The following is a 16,942-nucleotide window of genomic DNA, read 5'->3' as shown; positions in this document are numbered from 1 at the left end:
CTTTCAAAACCCTGTAGCACCCTCAATGGCTCTGTTTGCGTATGTAGGGTATATGACCAATTCTACTATGAAACGAGCATCTCTGTTGCCTTTGGGTTTCCTTACGCTCCTTGCCGGGGTAATGCTAAGTATAGCCTCCTGTAATACTACGCCCAATGAACGTAAGGAAATAGCCAATCGTGAGATAGATAAACTAGATGAGCGGGCCGACCAACTGGCCAATAAAACCAAGGAAGAAGCGAAAGAAGCCAGAGCCGCCTTGGCACGTCGCAAAGACGAGGAACGAATCAGAAGAGCCCGAGGCCCGGTGAAAGGCAAACAGCAGCAAATGGAACAAGAACTACTGGGCGACTACCGGTATCTGTCACAGGTATCCGCTGATTCATTGAAAGATGCTTACACCCATTTTCTACAACAGGTGCGGGCCCGCAAAGACGTCTGGACCATGGAAGATTGGGACTATGCCAATGGTATTTACCAACGCCTGAACGAGCGGGAGAAAATTTTGCATGGAGACATCATCCTGCGGCATGCTACCAAGATCAGAGCCCTCCAAGCAGAGTACCTGGCATTAGAAAACAGAGCTGATTTGAAAGACTATCAGCGCATCAAAAAAGAACAAGAAGGACAATAGAAGCCAATGCTTTTTCTGCGAAGGGGTTCCTTTCAGGTTTGATTATGTTTTTATCAAAAGAGGCCGGAAATGCTCCGGCCTCTTTTTAGTTTATTTGAGTGAATCTTTGGGCAGCATGAAGAGCTTAACTTTTCCTTTCTGGTTTATCAGCTGGGCTGATGGAAACAGCGGAAGAATGTCTTTCTCCCGCAGCGTAAGCATCAGCTCTGGGTGCTCCAGTACCCCGTTGTTGATCAGCAGGAACACCGAGTCTGTTGCTGGGTGTGCAGACTTTAGGTAAGCGGAATATTCCTGGAATGTATAGTTTTTAGGCACTTGAAACCCATAGAAGAAATCAAACTTCTCTAGTAAAAATGAATCCATTAGTACCACATGTCTTCCGTTCTCATGGTTGAGGTGTTGGTCTACCAGTGCTTTTTGTTCAAAATAATAAGACACGGTAGGCTTAATCATAAAGTAAACCGGTCTAATGCATAAAACCGCGGCCACCGCCAGCAATCCTAACCAATGGGGCCACGACCGATTCCAGAAAAACAGAACCGCGAAAAAGAGGGTAAGAGGCAGGTACATAACCACCATGTTCTGGCTAACTAGCAGCGTACTTATTCCAAAAACAACAGCCAAATAAAGAAACGCGATTCTCTTATTCCAAACTTGCTCCATTGTTAACCCAGCCAGCAAACAGAAAGCCGGAAGCAGAGGGTGAAACATGCGGGGTACCAAGGGCATGGGTTTGTAGAAATCAACTGTAGCAGTTCCAAACCAGATAGGCAAGAGCATGCCTAGCATGGCAATAAGCCAGAAGTAAATGGGAGAACTTAAAGAGAAGGGCTGTTTCTTAGAATTGCTCATCCAGAAAAGTGCTGCCATGGCCAACGGGATAGCTAGTCCGGTTCCAATAAAAAAGAGAAATGGCCCATAGGTGAGGCGTGGGAAAAGCGTGGCAGATCTGGTATCTAAGTACGCTTGTTTTGTTTCGGCGGTATTGGTGGCTTTTATGTCATATAACCGTTGGAGCGCATCGCCGGAATAAATTTTATAGAGCAGAAAATAAGCTGCCAAAAGCAAAATTCCGGTTACGGCCGCTGTGAACCAAAATCGTGAATTTTGTCGGCGGAAAGCTTGGTAGCCAAATAGCGTAAGGTAAAAAGGAACGGTGTACACAATGGTTTCCTTCGTGAGGAAAGCCAATAAATTCAGCACTGCAAACCCCATTCCCCAATACACTTCTTCTTTAACCGAAGGCAGAGGGTTTCTGGCCCGGTATAACACCAGCAGACAGGCCGTGGTAAAGAAAAGCAGGATGTTGTCTGGGTATAGGTAGTTGGAGGTGTTCAGTTGAAAATAATACAGCCCTAATAACACCAGCGCCCAGGAAATTGCCACCGGATGCTTCTTCCGAAAGGTAAGATACAGCAAAAGCAGCGTTCCCAAAGTGCAGAGCAGAGGCCAAAGGGTGGTGGTGTAAATGTTATGGTCCCATAACCAGTAAAACAATGTGGTGGGTACAAACACCATGAAGCGGTGGCAAAAAGAATAGTCATCAAAGTGAAAACCTCCGTGTAGCACTTGGTGGGCGTACAGACTGTACGAGCCGTCATCCGCGTAATAAAAGCCCTCGTGCTCCGCAAAATAGTACAAAAGGGTAAAGCCCACTACCGCCACAAACCAGAATCGGGGAGAAGAGAGGAAGCGCTGCAGGAATAGGATAATTGAATGCACTGGGGTGTTTTCTTTGAAAGAGGAAAGGTCGGGAGAAACAACTGGCAAAGCAACTGCCTATTCCTTTGGCTTTGGGCAAATTACAACCGAACTTTGTAGAGTAGCACACGCATGCCGCTTTAAATGCGTTACTTAGGAACAGCCACCATTAAAACCCAGATACATGAAGCCAAGAAGCCTTGCACGCTCCTTTCTGCTTTTTCTCTTGCTGTGCACTTTTACCGGACAGGCGCAAGACAGGATTGAGACCCGATTGGGATACAATTACTTGGACAAATTTGAGTTCACCGATGAATGGCAGTACCTCACCACTGACATGTATTTGCTCAATGCCGGGCAATTCTCCAGAGTGATTAATGAACTGGAACAGGGCACCACCAAAGCCCGCCGGCGCGATTACATCAACCTTGAATCTTTGTTTATTTCGGCGCAGCTGAAAAACGCCAAGCTTTTTGGGCAGGAACCAATCGTATACCCCCTGTACAACTTTGCCTTTGAGCCCGCCACAGACAAAAAGAATTACGCAACCCGTATCTCTGATAACATTGACGCCATCAGGATCATTGACAAATTGCCCCTGGCCTCTGATGAGCGCAACATAGACGCTACCGTAGAAGCCAGGCTTTTTACCTCAGACAGCCGCGAAGTCTTCTTCAACATCATCGCCAACCAACTTACCAATATTTCAAAGCTGATGACTCCACAAGCTGCCATGCTGTCTTTGGTGGGAGAGTTTGGGCACTTGATTAGAAATGCTGCCCAACGTAAAGAATATAAGTTCAGCTCCACCATCAGGCTGTATGAAGGTCAGAACTTTGATACCCGGCTGCACTCAGTAAGGGTGTACATCTTTGTACCTTCTTTCGCGAAACTGCCCGCTTTACGCACGCCTCGTTTAACAGAGTTGCTGAGCAACAGTCCGCAGGGATTTGAACGGCAGAAATTAGAGGCAGCCCTGAATTACAAAGATTATCCGGTGCTGGTGGTGGCCAACTACAAATCTTTGTACCGCATGGATGCCCTATCCGGCAGTGACATCACCTCAGAGACCATAGAGAAACGTCGCATCCGGATAGAGCAGGCCTTCACGGCGGGGTTAGTCACCGAAGACGCCTATAAGCAGGAAAAGCTGTTTGTGGAGTTTCTGCGGAACTTCAGTGACCTGAAGCAAAACCTGAACAACTACCGGCTCAACTACAAGAACAATAGCCCAGAGGCCAACGCCAAGACTTTGTTCGCCGTGATTCAGGATTATAAGCGTTTGAAGACCTTGGCATACCAGCGTGATCGCGAGTTCTCGCGCAACCATTCTTACCAGCGTATCTTCAAAAGCGAGTACAATACCATTCTGGCCAGCGCCGATTCTTACATGGAATCTGATTTCAACCTGAAAAACGGGAAAGACATGGTGAATACATTATTAGACTTGGATCAGGAAACTGCCCGGTCTTATACCGTAGCCCAACGGGAACAGTACCTGAACAAGCTGTACTCAGTGGAGCTGCCTAACCCCGAGTTTCTGGCCAGCACGCTGGAGGGAGAAGGTATTTCAAGGCACCTCAACCGCCTAGAGTCGGCTCAGTATAATGATTTGTACGCGAGAGAGGTTATCCGCCTGCGAGAGTTGGCGCCTACTGAGGAGAATATCGCCTTCCGGAATTCACTGCTGGAGAAAGCCAATTCAACTAAATGCCGTAGCTGCCGTGAGGAAGTAAAACAGGCTGCCCGTCAGTTCAACCTGAGGTTGGAAGAGCAGCAATTGCAAAAAGAGAAAAGCCGCTTGCAGGAGTTAAACGGGCAGGTAGAACGTAAAATAATCACCTACCTGAAACAAGACGATTGTATAGAAAACGCCTTCAAAACGCAGTACCCAGCAGAGTCTTTGCCAGATTACGTGCAACGCCTCTACGAGAAGAAGATTGAGCTCAGGAAACTCATAGAAGAACTGGATACGCTTTCCAAAACACCTCCCCAAGATATGAAAGTAGATGCGGTGCGGGAACACAACCAACGGCTCACGGGCTTCCTTAGAAGACTGGACCAAGGCTACGCCGATATCTGTGCCGCGGAAAAGAACCTGTGCGGGTGTCAGTAGCCCCTATATGATAAATCAGGAAGTTGTTTCAACCTCGTTTTTCTGGAAACAACCCTAAAATAAGAAAGCCGCCCCTGTATAGGAGCGGCTTTCTTATTTGTATAAAAGAGCAGGGATGCTTACGCTAACTGGCCATCTAATTTCTGGGCCAATACGTTTTTAGGAACAGCACCTACTTGTTTGTCAACTACTTGTCCATTTTTGAAAACCAACAGGGTTGGAATGCTACGGATACCAAATTTGGCAGAAGTCTGTGGGTTGGCATCAACGTCCACTTTTCCTACTACTACACGACCTTCATAGTCGCCGGCTAGTTCTTCTACTACCGGACCCACCATGCGGCAAGGTCCACACCACTCTGCCCAAAAGTCTACAAGAACAGGTTTATCTGAATTGATGATCTCCTCGAAGTTGGCATCGGTGATCTCGATTGCTTTATGTGCCATAATTATCTTTTTATAAAAGTATCAAACTTGTTAAATCCTTAGGTTCAAAAATAGAACCAAATCTGTTTTGAGAAGTAAATCTAGCCCTTTTGTGGCAGGTTTGTCAATATCCTAAAGGAAACCGTCAACGGGAACTGTCGCTTAAAAGGTCAAAAACTAGTATATCTACTAATTCTCGGGGAAAAGGTTGGGACTTAGCACGAAAGAAGAACCTATGACAGAATGGCAAGAGATGTAGACGTACCACCTCATGCTTTGCAACGTCTTTTTATCATAGTTAAACTCACAACGGGATAAACCGATTCTAATGAGATACCATTATTTTCTTTGTTGTGGCAGTTTTGCCTTGCTGAAGGTTAAGAAAATATATACCGTTAGAGAGAGTAGTGGTTTGAAGTATGTATGTATCAGAGTTTACAAGCGTAGTAGAAACAACTCTTCCATATATATCTTTTGTTGTTAATCTATAAGGTGAGGAGTAATCATCTACAGCTATTTTTAGGTAGTTATTTGCCGGATTTGGGGTGATAGATACTGAAAGTGATTCATTTGAAGATGGCAAAGAGGGGCAATTGTTAGAAAAGAAGTTGTCTAAATATGATAGATGATTCTTCAGCCATGTTGACATATAGCTTAACTCATTTGGATTGTACTGAAACTCCGGCCAGGCAATTGATTCTCTATCGTACACTCCGTTTGTTTTCAGAAAATCGTGGTTTAACTGAAACATCCTCATTATATGGTCATGGGTAATAACTGATTTTCTTAAGTTTGCCCAGCGAACTTTGACTTTTGCTCCAAAGCCCTTGCTAGAGCAATCGTTTAACAAACGGTCATAAAACCCATTTGTTAAAATAACATTGGTCTCCTCAGTTGGCAAGCCATGCCACATTCTGCCAAAAACTCCATCTAGATCCCAGGGAACGAAAAAGTATGGTTCACCTTTGTCATATTTTGCTATGTATAAGTTCTTTCCTGTGTTATCAGCAGCCCACAGGAGGTTTAAGAATATAAAATAATCTATAGCATTCTTTTGGTCGAATTTCTCTTTGTAAATATCAAGAAATTGACTTTCTGGGCTATTGATTACAAAATCAATGAAGTTGTACAGATTATTCCATTCAATCTTTTCTTCAGGGTGTTTGTACTCAAATCCTCCCCATACATCTTTTGAGTTTTCAAATGGATAAAGCTTGTTAAAAGTATTGACTTCCCCCCACGATATACCTTTATAAAGTTCACCCTTTATTTCATCTTTGTATTTTTTAAGTTTTAGTTGTTTTCTGTCCACTTTTTCGGACAAAGCATAAACTCCTCTATATTCATTGTTTATAAATAATTCAACATACTCAGACCTAATGCCGTTGATGGCTTCTGGTTCTTTGTCTAAGTAGTATGGTTTATAAATCTCCCTCCACAAGTAGTTTGATGTAGTGCTTCTGATTCTAAGTTCTTCATTGTGCATCGCTTGCAAATTCCATCTGTTGTCTTTTCTCATGTTTAAGAACTTAACATCTTGGCTCTCTTCTCCGGTCCCGTCTGACCAAATTTTTATTTCATAGGATTTTTTAGGAAGAGTTTGAGTATAAGCCCCACGGATTTCAATGCCAATATCGCTTTCTTTTATATTGCCATTTGCTTCTACTATTTGGAACAGAGCATGTACTGCAGGAGCATCCCAAATCTCATATTTTGTTGAAATTTTTACGATTGGCAATTCTGTAAAGAAAAGTTTATACGTTTCCTGATTTAAGATAATATCATAGGATTTTCCAACTTCAAATTCGGGAACACTTTGAACTAAAGAATATACTTTGTCAAGTATAATGTCCTGTTTTTCCCCTTCGTCTTGTATGTTAATTGTATTTATATCTTGATTGATTAAAATCAACTTATTTGTTTGATCAATAGTATAAAACTTTGCAGGAATCGTTGTTGCTTCACCAGCAAAGCTTTCATAAAATGAAAGAATAGAAACAACGAATAAAATAAGTAAGGATATTTTTTTTTGATACACAGCTTAAATTAATTATGGTAATAATTTCTGAGATAGCTTACATGGCTAGATATAGATAAAAAGGCTTTTCTTATTATTTATAAGAATTTGATGCTTATGCTATACCTAACCTCATTTATTGATTTTTTAAATGGTATTATAAGAAAAGTTATAAAATTATCTATAATCCCTCCTTAATGGTTATGAAGCTATAATATTATTATATTATTTGGAATATTGATGAAGGTTGCGTTGAAAAAAATAATAATTTTTAGAAGTATAATTATTCTAATAGATTATAGTAGATGATTGATGGTTTGTAGTTTAGTGTATTTTGCTGTTGATAGAGGTCGAGGAAAGAGGTACTTAACCATCTATGAACTGTCATTATTGACAGTTCATAGATGGTTAAGTAAAAATTAGTGGATTATATGAAGGTTAAAAAGATTAGGTAGATGGTTTTCCCAAATTTAGATAAGAAAATAGAATATGTTTTTTTTATAGTAAACTACCTGATTATAAAGATTATGTATGGATCTGCTATATAAACTCTACTTGAATAGGTCCTGCATAACAGTACCTTCAGTTGCAAGCTTAAAGTTTAATAATTCAGCTACTGTAGCAGCTATATCTCTTTGTCTGTAAAGTGTATTGATTTTAATGTTCTTTTTGAAATCTGGGCCAGCTGCAAACAAAGTAATATGTCTGCAGCCTTCGCAACCATCTCCATGATTTATAAAGCCATCAGAGATTCCGTCAGTGTGCCTTCCATGATCATTCGTTACTAACAAAGTTGTCTTACCATTGTAGTTTTGATCATTCTTCAAAAAACTCCATAATACACTAACTAATGAGTCTGATTGTTGAATGCCTTTGAGATAATTTCCCCATTTTTTTTGATGTCCTGCAACATCAGGATCTTTTAAATTAATGAGCATAAGATTAGGCCGGTCTGTTTTTAAAATACTTAAAGCTTCATCAAACGTAAGTAAATCACCTCTGTTTCTTTTGCCTGAATCTATGCCACAACTTGTTGATGGTAAGTATTTGTTATGCCAGGTTGAGTCTTGGGTATTAGCTAAAATGTCTAATTTTCCTTTACTAGTTACTAGCCAAGCACTTTTGTTTTGTTTACCAGTATGTTTGAGCCATGCTTGAAAGATGGATGGTCTTTGTGGAAGCTCTGTTCCATCATTTCTAATTTCTTGTCTAAACCCTGTTAATATAGCAGCGTGTCCAGAGTTAGTATAGGTAAATCCATCATTGTAAAAGTTTGTTAGCGCAAGGCCACCATCTTTAAGGAAATCTTTTGTTAAAAAAGGAGAATATGTACCTGTGCTATCTCCCAATGTTTCTGAAAAGCGAGGTCCATCTATCACGACGATAATGACGTTCTCTGTTTTGTATGATATTGGAGACTCATCTACCCCTTTAGTATGAAGCCCGTCTTGTAAAGTACATGACATGAAGAAGCTAAATAATACTAGAATTATTAGGGATGAGTACCAAGCTTTTTTCATAGTGTTTTGCTTTATATTCAATGTAACACGTAAATAACAGTTATTAAGTTATAAGGTGTAACTATTTTCGTTGAATGAGCCGGGTCAATCGTCAAGTAAGCCGAAGCGCCTTTTGTAATTCGTAATAGATAGATTCACTTTTTGCCAGATAGTTGCGAATAATTTATTATTACAAATAAGCAATTCTAATTTAAATCACTCTTATCATATAAGATTTAATTCTACTTATTAAGCAGGTTTGTTCTATGATGGTATTAAATAAAAAAGGAGTCCCTGCTATTTCTAACTAGCAGGGACTCCTTTTTTACTTATGGTGCAAGTTTAGTAGGTTAGCTATATCAACTGACAAGTAGCTACTTCCAAGTCTTTCACATTCTGCAAAAATGCCTTCGGGTCAATGCGATAGCGGCGGGAGAACAGTTCCACTGATAATCGTTCGCCCGGCTCTGTTAAGACCAGTTCCAATTTCTTCTGTCCTGGACTGTTAACGGCGGCTTCTTCCAACCGATCAATCAATAGGGCGTTTATGTTTCTGATGTCAATGTCCATGCGTACGCCTTTAGCCATCTTCTCAGCCACGTCACTCAGTAACTGCATAGAGATAGGCTTCAACTCCCACTGGTCCTCAGACTTGTAGCGTAAGGTCACTTTAGCCCTGATAAATAGGTACATGCCTTCCTTCACGTAAGGCGAGAACTTCACGAAGTCTTCCCCAAACAGCGCCAAGCCCATGGTGTTATCATAGTCTTCCAGCGAAAAGAGCAGGAATGGGTTCCCGTTTTTACCGGTACGCATGACCACATTGCTGATGATACCCGCCACGTTCACGTCACGGTTCTTGAACTCAGCAATTCTATCTAAGCTACAGGTACAGTACGAGTCAATCTCTAATTTAAACTGATCCAGCGGGTGACCGGAGAGGTAGAACCCGATTACTTCTTTCTCGCGGCGCAGCATCTCGGTCAGCGTCCAGGGCTGCACGTCTGGTACTTTTGGTAACGGCATGTCAATGGCTCCACCACCGCCGAACAAGGATTGCTGGGCAGCGTTTTTCTCGGCCTGGAATTGGTTCCCGAAGCGCACGGCCTTTTCAATCAGGTTGATGCTTTCACCTTCCGGGGTTTCCAGGTACTGGGCACGGTGATAGCGTTCAAACGAGTCAAAAGCACCGGCTTGGGCCAAACTTTCAAAGGTTTTCTTGTTCACGGCCCGCAGGTTCACGCGCTTCGCGAAATCAAATATATCAGAGTAGTTGCCGCTCTTCTCACGTTCCTCAATGATAGCTTCCACGGCGGCTTCACCGGTTCCTTTCACCGCACCCATCCCGAAACGTATTTGACCTTGCTGGTTCACGTTGAACTGGTGGATGGATTCGTTCACGTCTGGTCCCAATACCTGAATCTGCTGCTTACGTGCCTCCTCAATAAAGAACGTCACCTTCTTGATGTCGTTCATGTTGTGGGTGAGCACGGCGGCCATGTATTCAGCCGGGTAATGGGCCTTGAGGTAACCGGTCTGGTAGGCTACTACGGAGTAAGCGGCGGAGTGCGAGCGGTTAAAACCGTACTGCGCAAACTTCTCCATCACGTCAAATACCTCAGAGGCATGCTTGGCCGGAATGCCATGAATCTCCTTGGCTCCGGCCACGAATTTCTCGCGTTCCAAAGCCATTTTCTTCATGTCCTTCTTACCCATTGCGCGGCGCAACAAGTCGGCGCCACCCAGGGAGTAGCCCGCTAGTACCTGCGCCGTCTGCATAATCTGCTCCTGGTACACCATGATGCCGTAGGTGTTTTTCAAAAGCGGCTCTAGCAGCTCATGAGGGTATTCCACTTCTTCCTTGCCGTGTTTCCGGTTAATGAAGTTCGGGATGAACTGCATCGGGCCCGGACGGTACAAGGCGTTCATGGCAATCAAGTCTTCAATGTTGGTCGGCTTCAGGTCCTTGAGGTACATCCGCATGCCCTCAGACTCAAACTGGAACGTCCCAATGGTATCGCCGCGCTGGTACAAGGCGTAGGTTTTTTCATCGTCCAGCGGAATATTGTCAATGTCAATCTCCACGCCGTGGTTCCGCTTTATGAGGGCCATGGCGTCTTTCAAAATGGACAGGGTTTTCAGACCCAAAAAGTCCATTTTCAGCATGCCCGCACTCTCAATCACTTTCCCATCAAACTGCGTCACCAACAAGTCAGAGTCTTTGGACGTGGAAACCGGAATGTAGTTGGTAATATCATCTGGCGCGATGATTACCCCCGCCGCGTGAATACCGGTGTTCCTAACTGAGCCTTCCAGTTTCTCGGCTAGTTTCAGGGTTTTGGCCCGTAAATCATTGCCGTCTCTAATAGCAGCGAGTTCAGGTGATTCTATGAAGGCCTTGGCCAAGGTGGTGCCGGGCACCTCCGGTACCATCTTGGCGAGTTCATTGGCTTCAGCAAGAGGTAAATCCAGGGCGCGCGCCACGTCTTTGATAGACGATTTAGCAGCCATGGTACCAAAGGTGATGATCTGGGCCACCTGCGTTTTGCCGTACTTGTCTACCACGTAGTCAATCACGCGCTGGCGGTTCACGTCGTCAAAGTCAATATCAATATCGGGCATGGACACCCGCTCAGGATTCAGGAAGCGCTCAAACAGGAGCGAGTACTTAATGGGGTCAATGTTCGTGATCCCCACGCAGTAGGCCACGGCAGAACCTGCCGCCGAACCACGGCCCGGACCCACAGCTACGCCCATGCTACGGCCTTTATTGATGAAATCCTGGGTAATAAGGAAATATCCCGCAAAGCCCATGGTTTCAATGATGCCCAATTCATAGTTCAGGCGTTCTTCTACCTCAGGGGTAATATCTGTATAGCGTTTCTTGGCACCTTCAAAGGTGAGGTGGCGCAAAAACAAGTCGGCGGTGGGGTGCTCCGGGGGCAGCGGGAAGTTGGGCAACAGGATATCGCGCTGCAACTTGGGCGGCGTGATCTTGTCCACGATCTCGTTCGTGTTGTCTATGGCAAATGGCACGTCAGCGAACAATTGGTTCATCTCGGCCTGCGACTTGAAATAGAACTGGTCGTTCGGGAATCCGAAACGGTCCTGCGGGCGCGGTTTCTGCTGCTCTTCCTCAATACGGTAGAGCATGCGGCGCACGTTCTCGTCGTGGCCGTACGTGTTCCGGATGTTAGACAGTGTGTCATAAATCACCTCGCCGCTACCCGACATCAACCGGAAGTACTGCGTCTGGAAATCACCTACGGGTACACTTTCCTGCTCACCGGTGTTCACGCATAGCAGAATGTCATGCGCATTCCAGTCGGTTTGCTCCACGTAGTGAGAGTCGTTGGTGCAGATCACCTTCACATTGTACTTGATGGCCCATTTGAGCAGCACCTGGTTCACGTCTTCCTGGCTTTTGCCGGTGCCGTCAATGTTCATAAGGCCGTGGCGCTGGATCTCAATGTAGAAGTCCTCGCCAAACAAATCCAGCCACCATTGCAGCAGTTTCTCCGCTTCTTCCTCGCCCTTCCAAAGAATCGCCTGCGGCAGCTCCGCACCAATGCAGCAAGAGGTGGCAATGAGGCCTTTGGAATACTTCATCAGCAATTCCTTGTCAATGCGCGGCCACTTGCTGTACAAGCCGTCAATGTAGGAGTAGGAGCAGAGCTTGGCCAGGTTCTGGTAGCCTTCCTGGTCTTTAGCCAGCAATAACTGATGGTGGCGCACGTCTTTCTGCTCCTTACTAAAGGATTTCTGATGGCGGTCGTTTACCAGATAGAACTCACAGCCCACAATGGGTTTCACGTTGTACTTGTTGGCCTCGGCCACAAAGTTGAACGCCCCAAACATATTGCCGTGGTCCGTCATGGCAACGGCTTTCATGCCATCGGCAGAGGCTTTTTTCATAAGCCCGCTAATGCTGGCGGCCCCGTCAAGCAACGAGTATTGGGTATGGGTATGGAGGTGGGAAAAATCTGGCACGGAAGCGGTAATTAAGAGTAAAAAGTAAGAGATAGAAGGGAATGGGAACTCCTTCCAAAACCCGCCTGAACGGACTACGAAGATACAAAGAAAACACCGGAGATGGAGCGAAAAGTTGCTGTTGACGGAGGGGTTTAGGGCTTGTTTTCTGAAAGTCAGGTCCTAAACAGAAAGGAAGGAAAGGAGGGTAGTGAAGCTAGCATTGAACACACAGTTCATAAGCTAAAAGAAGATGCAGGAGGTTAATAGGGTGTGGTGTACCTTTGTGCTTTTAAACCAAAGTAGTTATGCATTTCTCTTTCAATACCCCCTTAGACCGTTTTCGTACAGTTGCCATACTGGAAGGTATTTCCTACATCATCCTGTTATTCATTGCCATGCCTCTGAAACGTATGGGAGGAATTCCGGAAGTGCAGAAATATGTAGGCTGGGCGCACGGAGTTCTGTTTATCTTGTTTGTGGCCCTGTTAGTGCAGGTATGGCTAAAGTATAATTGGTCCTTCGGGAAAGTGGTCATGGCGTTTGTGGCCTCTCTGATTCCCTTCGGCACTTTTGTGCTGGATAAGAAAATAGCGAATGATGAGCGCAGAAAGTAGTCTTTTAAGGCCGTTTTAAGGAAAACGGCCTTAAAAGAAAAGAAGAAGTTTCTTCTCCATGGTCAGGAACGGCACCGCGTCTTAAAACAACCTTTGTGGTGAGCTGTTTCCCTTTCACTGAATTTTAAACACATAAGTTTTATGGGTCTGAAGATTTTATTGGTGGAAGACGAAGCCAAACTAGCCGATATGCTCCAGCGGGGGCTTAAACAGGAGGGATATCAGGTAAGTGTGGCCATGAGCGGTACTACCGGGTTGGAAATGGCGCAGTCTTTTACCTTTGACGTCATCATTCTGGACATCATGCTCCCCGAAATGAGCGGAGTAGAGGTCTGTAAAAAGTTACGGCAGCAGGAGCTGGATACGCCCATTCTCATGCTGACCGCCCTTGACTCGCCGGAAAATATTGTTACGGGGTTAGACAGCGGGGCCGATGATTACCTGGTCAAGCCCTTCAACTTTGGGGAGTTAGGGGCTCGCATCAGAACGCTTGCCCGTCGCAGACAGAACGGCATTCCATCTTCCAAGCATTTGCTGACTATTGCCGACTTGGAAATCAATACCCAAAGCAAAACCGTCACCCGAGCCGGAGCGGCTATCACCCTCACGGCTACAGAATACCGGTTGCTGGAATTTTTAATACAGCGGCAGAATATTGTGCTTTCCCGCATTGAGATTCTGGAGAATGTCTGGAACATAGATTTTAACCTGGGTACTAACGTGGTAGACGTTTACATCAACTACCTGCGCAAGAAGATAGACAAGAACCACCCAACTAAGCTCATTCACACCATTATAGGCATGGGCTATGTGTTCAAACAGGAAGAGGGCGCATGAACATACAGACCCGGGCCACGCTGCTGTTTTCCCTGCTAACCTCGCTTATTATTCTGCTCTTCAGCGGGTTCATTTATGTGTTTACCAACCACTACGCCTTTGAAGATTTCTACCGGCGCCTGGAAACCCGGGTAAACATTACCGCAGACACCCGGTTGCAGAACAGTACCGGCCAGGATCCAAGGCAAATTCAGCAGCTGCGGCAAGAGTACTTGGAGAAGTTGCCTTCAGAGAAAGAATACCTGTTGGAAGTGTCCTCTTTCAACTCTCTGGTTAGCCCAGAAACCCAAAATTTGCCACAAGCCTTTGTCTCAGAATTGCTTCGGCAGGGGAGTGGCCGGCACCGCGCAAACCGTACTTTTTACGCGGGTCGGTTGCAAAGAGCCCACGGGAAGAACTGGTTGGTGGCGGTGTCAGCCAAAGAGCCCTATTGGTTGCGCGATGTTACACGGTTAACCCGCATTCTGCTGGTAGGTTTTCTGGTGTCAATAGTGGTGGTGTATCTGGTGGGGCGGCGGTTCACCTGGCTTACATTCAAACCTATCAGGGAAATGATCAGGAATGTACAAGGTATTTCGGCGCAGAATCTGAACCTGCGGCTGGACCCCGGCGAAAACAAAGATGAGCTTTCTGAGTTGGCCCTCACTTTTAATGAAATGCTCACGCGCTTGGAGACGGCCTTTGAAACCCAAAATAACTTTGTGAGCAACGCCTCCCATGAACTCAGGACACCGCTGACCATTATCAAAGGCGAAGCTGAACTGGTGTTGGGCTCCAAAGGATTGTCTGCAGAACAGCGGCAGTCTATAGAAGTGATTTTACAGGAAGCCGACGTGCTGCGGGATATTTTAACCAGTTTGCTGGGCATGGCACAAAGCGGGTTTGACGGCAAAAAGCAGAATTGGGAACCTGTGAGGGTTGATGAGTTGCTTTGGTTGGTGAAAGAGTCGGCAGATCAGCGGTACCCCGGCAACCGGATCACCATAGATTACAGCACCTTGCCCTCAGAGGAAGCTCAGTTGCAGGTGTTGGGCAACGAAAATTTGCTCAAGCTGGCTCTCAGCAACATTGTCCTGAATGCCTGTAAATATTCTCATAACCAGGAGGTGCGCCTTTCCATTGAGACCGGTAAAGACACCCTCAACGTAGTAGTGCAAGACCAAGGCATCGGGATTCCAGAGGCTGAGTTGCCGTACGTGTTCGTTCCATTTTTCAGAGCCTCAAATACCACTGATTTTGAAGGTCACGGGGTAGGATTGCCCTTGTCACTAAACATCATCCGGCTGCACCGGGGCAGTATTGGCATCACCACTCGTGAAGGCGCCGGGACAGAGTTCAGGATTCTCCTCCCTAATGCCATGTTTCACGGGTAACTAAAATCTATTGTGGCTAAATGCCGCCTGCTGTTTCAGAGCTGTTCTTCCAAAAACAGTCCTGAAACAGCAGGCGGCGTTTTCTATTTGTTCAGGTTTTTTGCCTTTGATATGGAAATAGGTGATAAGTAAGTGGCTGGTAATTAGCTTAATGAGTGTAGGGTTAAAATAGAATTGAAATTCTAATGTCATTTTAATTTCCTCCTTAAAAGAGGTTAATACAGCGAGCGTAGGTTTGGGAGAAGTCAAAACCAGCTACCCATTACCGCTATGACCCCAGTATTGATCCCTTCCAATTTTCAAGAAGATACCCTGCATTGCCTGCGGGAGTTAACCCAAACCTTTCCCGGACTACAGCTGAAAGTGGTCCTGTTCCATGCCTTCGGGTTGTCCAGTTCTATCACCGAGTTGCTGATGCTTTCCAGAAGAAGCGAGGAGGAACGATTGGTTTCTCCTGATTTCTGGAAAAACTGCCGAAAGCTCCAGCAAGAACTTCCTGAGATTGCCTCTGTGGAGCAAGCCTATTTCTACGGCACTACCCAGGTGGCTTTTAAAAACTTCCTGCACGCCCACCAGATTGCATTCCTCATTGATCCAGGAAATTACCGGCACCAGACTATTGGCAGATTAAGCCAGGACCCAAAGCCATTTTTGGATAGATGTGGCCTGCCGCTTATCACGGTTACGCCATGGGTCCCGCAGGCAAGCCATGGCGTGGAGCTTGAAGCCTAGGTTAGTTTCCTTTTCTGTTTTACTTTCTTAATCTGTTGATATATGTTATTGAAGAAGAATATTCCTATAAAGTACGTCTTTGGGAAAATCAAAGTAGAGGTATTGCTGGTTTTGCTCTATGCCTTGTTGGTGGAGGTGATGTACATCAACATCCATTTTACCAGAATCTCTATTCCTATTGCGGTGCCTACCATGCTAGGTACCATTTTGTCTTTGCTTTTGGCTTTCAGATCAAACCAGGCCTACGACCGCTGGTGGGAAGCCCGTACCCTTTGGGGAGCCATTGTCAACGATTCCCGCACCCTGGCCCGTCAAATCCTGAATTTTGTAGACACACCCTATAATTCTGTAGAGGCCCTATATTTTAAGGAAATGTTTGTGAAGCGGCAGATTGCCTGGTGTTATAGCCTGGGGCAGTCCCTGCGGGGCCTGAACCCTGTACAGGAAGTGGAGAGCCTTCTGCATTCGGGGCAACTAGACTACTTAGAGGAATTTACAAACAAACCCGTTGCCTTGCTGGAGTTGCACGGGGAGGATCTGCACCGCGCCTACAAAGCGGGATGGATAAACAAACACCAGCAGATTGAGTTGGACCGTACCCTCACTCGGCTCACGAATTCTATGGGTGGGTGTGAGCGCATCAAGAATACTGTTTTCCCGGCCACGTACAGCCTGTACACCCACCTGGCCCTTATCCTGTTTATCTCCCTGTTGCCTTTTGGGGTGATAGATGTGTTTGGTATGATGATGGTACCTCTGGTGGTAGCCATTGCTTCTTCCTTCCTGTTAATAGAGAAAATGGCCATTCATTTGCAGGACCCGTTTGAAAACAAACCCACAGATACTCCGGTTACTACCATCGCGCAAACCATTGACCGTGATTTAAAACAGATGCTGCGCGAGTACCAGGAACCGAAGATCCTTTCGCCTAAACCACAGACTGCTGCCAAGTTTTACATTCTGTGAGTAACCTTCTGAAATAAGATTAGCAGCTATCATGTAGCAAACCCGACGTTTAGGAA

At 45.3% G+C, this 16,942-nt stretch carries 12 protein-coding genes; 7 read left to right on the top strand and 5 right to left on the bottom strand.

What is annotated here, in order from left to right; all coding sequences use genetic code 11:
• The first annotated feature begins 67 nt into the window (after positions 1-67).
• Positions 68-634, top strand: a complete 567-nt coding sequence (locus DC20_RS03900; RefSeq protein WP_157593040.1) for a hypothetical protein — start codon at positions 68-70, stop codon at positions 632-634.
• Between the two features lie 90 nt (positions 635-724).
• On the opposite strand, the gene DC20_RS03895 is transcribed toward DC20_RS03900, so the two are convergent.
• Positions 725-2,356 (bottom strand): glycosyltransferase family 39 protein, encoded by a 1,632-nt coding sequence (locus tag DC20_RS03895; protein WP_169788153.1) that lies wholly within the window; start codon positions 2,354-2,356, stop codon positions 725-727.
• Between the two features lie 163 nt (positions 2,357-2,519).
• On the opposite strand from DC20_RS03895, the gene DC20_RS03890 reads away from it, so the two are divergent.
• Complete coding sequence (locus tag DC20_RS03890) at positions 2,520-4,451, top strand: hypothetical protein (protein WP_062542638.1); 1,932 nt, start codon at positions 2,520-2,522, stop codon at positions 4,449-4,451.
• Positions 4,452-4,570: 119 nt separating this feature from the next.
• Here DC20_RS03890 and trxA read toward each other — a convergent pair whose 3' ends face one another.
• The 4 genes from trxA to dnaE form a co-directional block, all read right to left on the bottom strand.
• Positions 4,571-4,897 (bottom strand): thioredoxin, encoded by a 327-nt coding sequence (trxA, locus tag DC20_RS03885; RefSeq protein WP_062542637.1) that lies wholly within the window; start codon positions 4,895-4,897, stop codon positions 4,571-4,573.
• A 304-nt stretch (positions 4,898-5,201) separates the two neighbouring features.
• Positions 5,202-6,914, bottom strand: a complete 1,713-nt coding sequence (locus tag DC20_RS03880) for a CotH kinase family protein (protein ID WP_062542636.1) — start codon at positions 6,912-6,914, stop codon at positions 5,202-5,204.
• Between the two features lie 530 nt (positions 6,915-7,444).
• Complete coding sequence (locus DC20_RS03875; RefSeq protein ID WP_062542635.1) at positions 7,445-8,413, bottom strand: sulfatase-like hydrolase/transferase; 969 nt, start codon at positions 8,411-8,413, stop codon at positions 7,445-7,447.
• A 333-nt stretch (positions 8,414-8,746) separates the two neighbouring features.
• Positions 8,747-12,382, bottom strand: coding sequence for a DNA polymerase III subunit alpha (gene dnaE / locus DC20_RS03870; RefSeq protein ID WP_062542634.1), 3,636 nt, complete (start codon positions 12,380-12,382; stop codon positions 8,747-8,749).
• A 287-nt stretch (positions 12,383-12,669) separates the two neighbouring features.
• On the opposite strand from dnaE, the gene DC20_RS03865 reads away from it, so the two are divergent.
• The 5 genes from DC20_RS03865 to DC20_RS03840 all read left to right on the top strand — a co-directional run bounded on the left by DC20_RS03865 (position 12,670) and on the right by DC20_RS03840 (position 16,886).
• Positions 12,670-12,978, top strand: coding sequence for a DUF3817 domain-containing protein (locus DC20_RS03865; RefSeq protein ID WP_062542633.1), 309 nt, complete (start codon positions 12,670-12,672; stop codon positions 12,976-12,978).
• Between the two features lie 141 nt (positions 12,979-13,119).
• Positions 13,120-13,815 (top strand): response regulator transcription factor, encoded by a 696-nt coding sequence (locus tag DC20_RS03860; RefSeq protein WP_062542632.1) that lies wholly within the window; start codon positions 13,120-13,122, stop codon positions 13,813-13,815.
• Positions 13,812-15,188 carry a sensor histidine kinase gene (locus DC20_RS03855; RefSeq protein ID WP_062542631.1) on the top strand — a complete coding sequence of 459 codons (1,377 nt, stop codon included), beginning with the start codon at positions 13,812-13,814 and terminating at the stop codon, positions 15,186-15,188. The genes DC20_RS03860 and DC20_RS03855 overlap by 4 nt, the downstream gene beginning before the upstream one ends.
• 270 nt (positions 15,189-15,458) lie before the next feature.
• Positions 15,459-15,920: a hypothetical protein gene (locus DC20_RS03845; protein WP_062542629.1), complete on the top strand. Its 462-nt coding sequence runs from the start codon at positions 15,459-15,461 to the stop codon at positions 15,918-15,920.
• A 42-nt stretch (positions 15,921-15,962) separates the two neighbouring features.
• On the top strand, positions 15,963-16,886 hold the full coding sequence (locus tag DC20_RS03840) for a bestrophin family protein (RefSeq protein ID WP_062542628.1): 924 nt from the start codon (positions 15,963-15,965) through the stop codon (positions 16,884-16,886).
• The last annotated feature ends 56 nt before the right edge of the window (positions 16,887-16,942 follow it).

Source organism: Rufibacter tibetensis, from assembly GCF_001310085.1.
In the GTDB taxonomy this organism is placed as follows: domain Bacteria; phylum Bacteroidota; class Bacteroidia; order Cytophagales; family Hymenobacteraceae; genus Nibribacter; species Nibribacter tibetensis.
The sequence above is the reverse complement of the archived record's forward strand: the minus strand, read 5'-3'. Positions and strand labels throughout refer to the sequence as shown.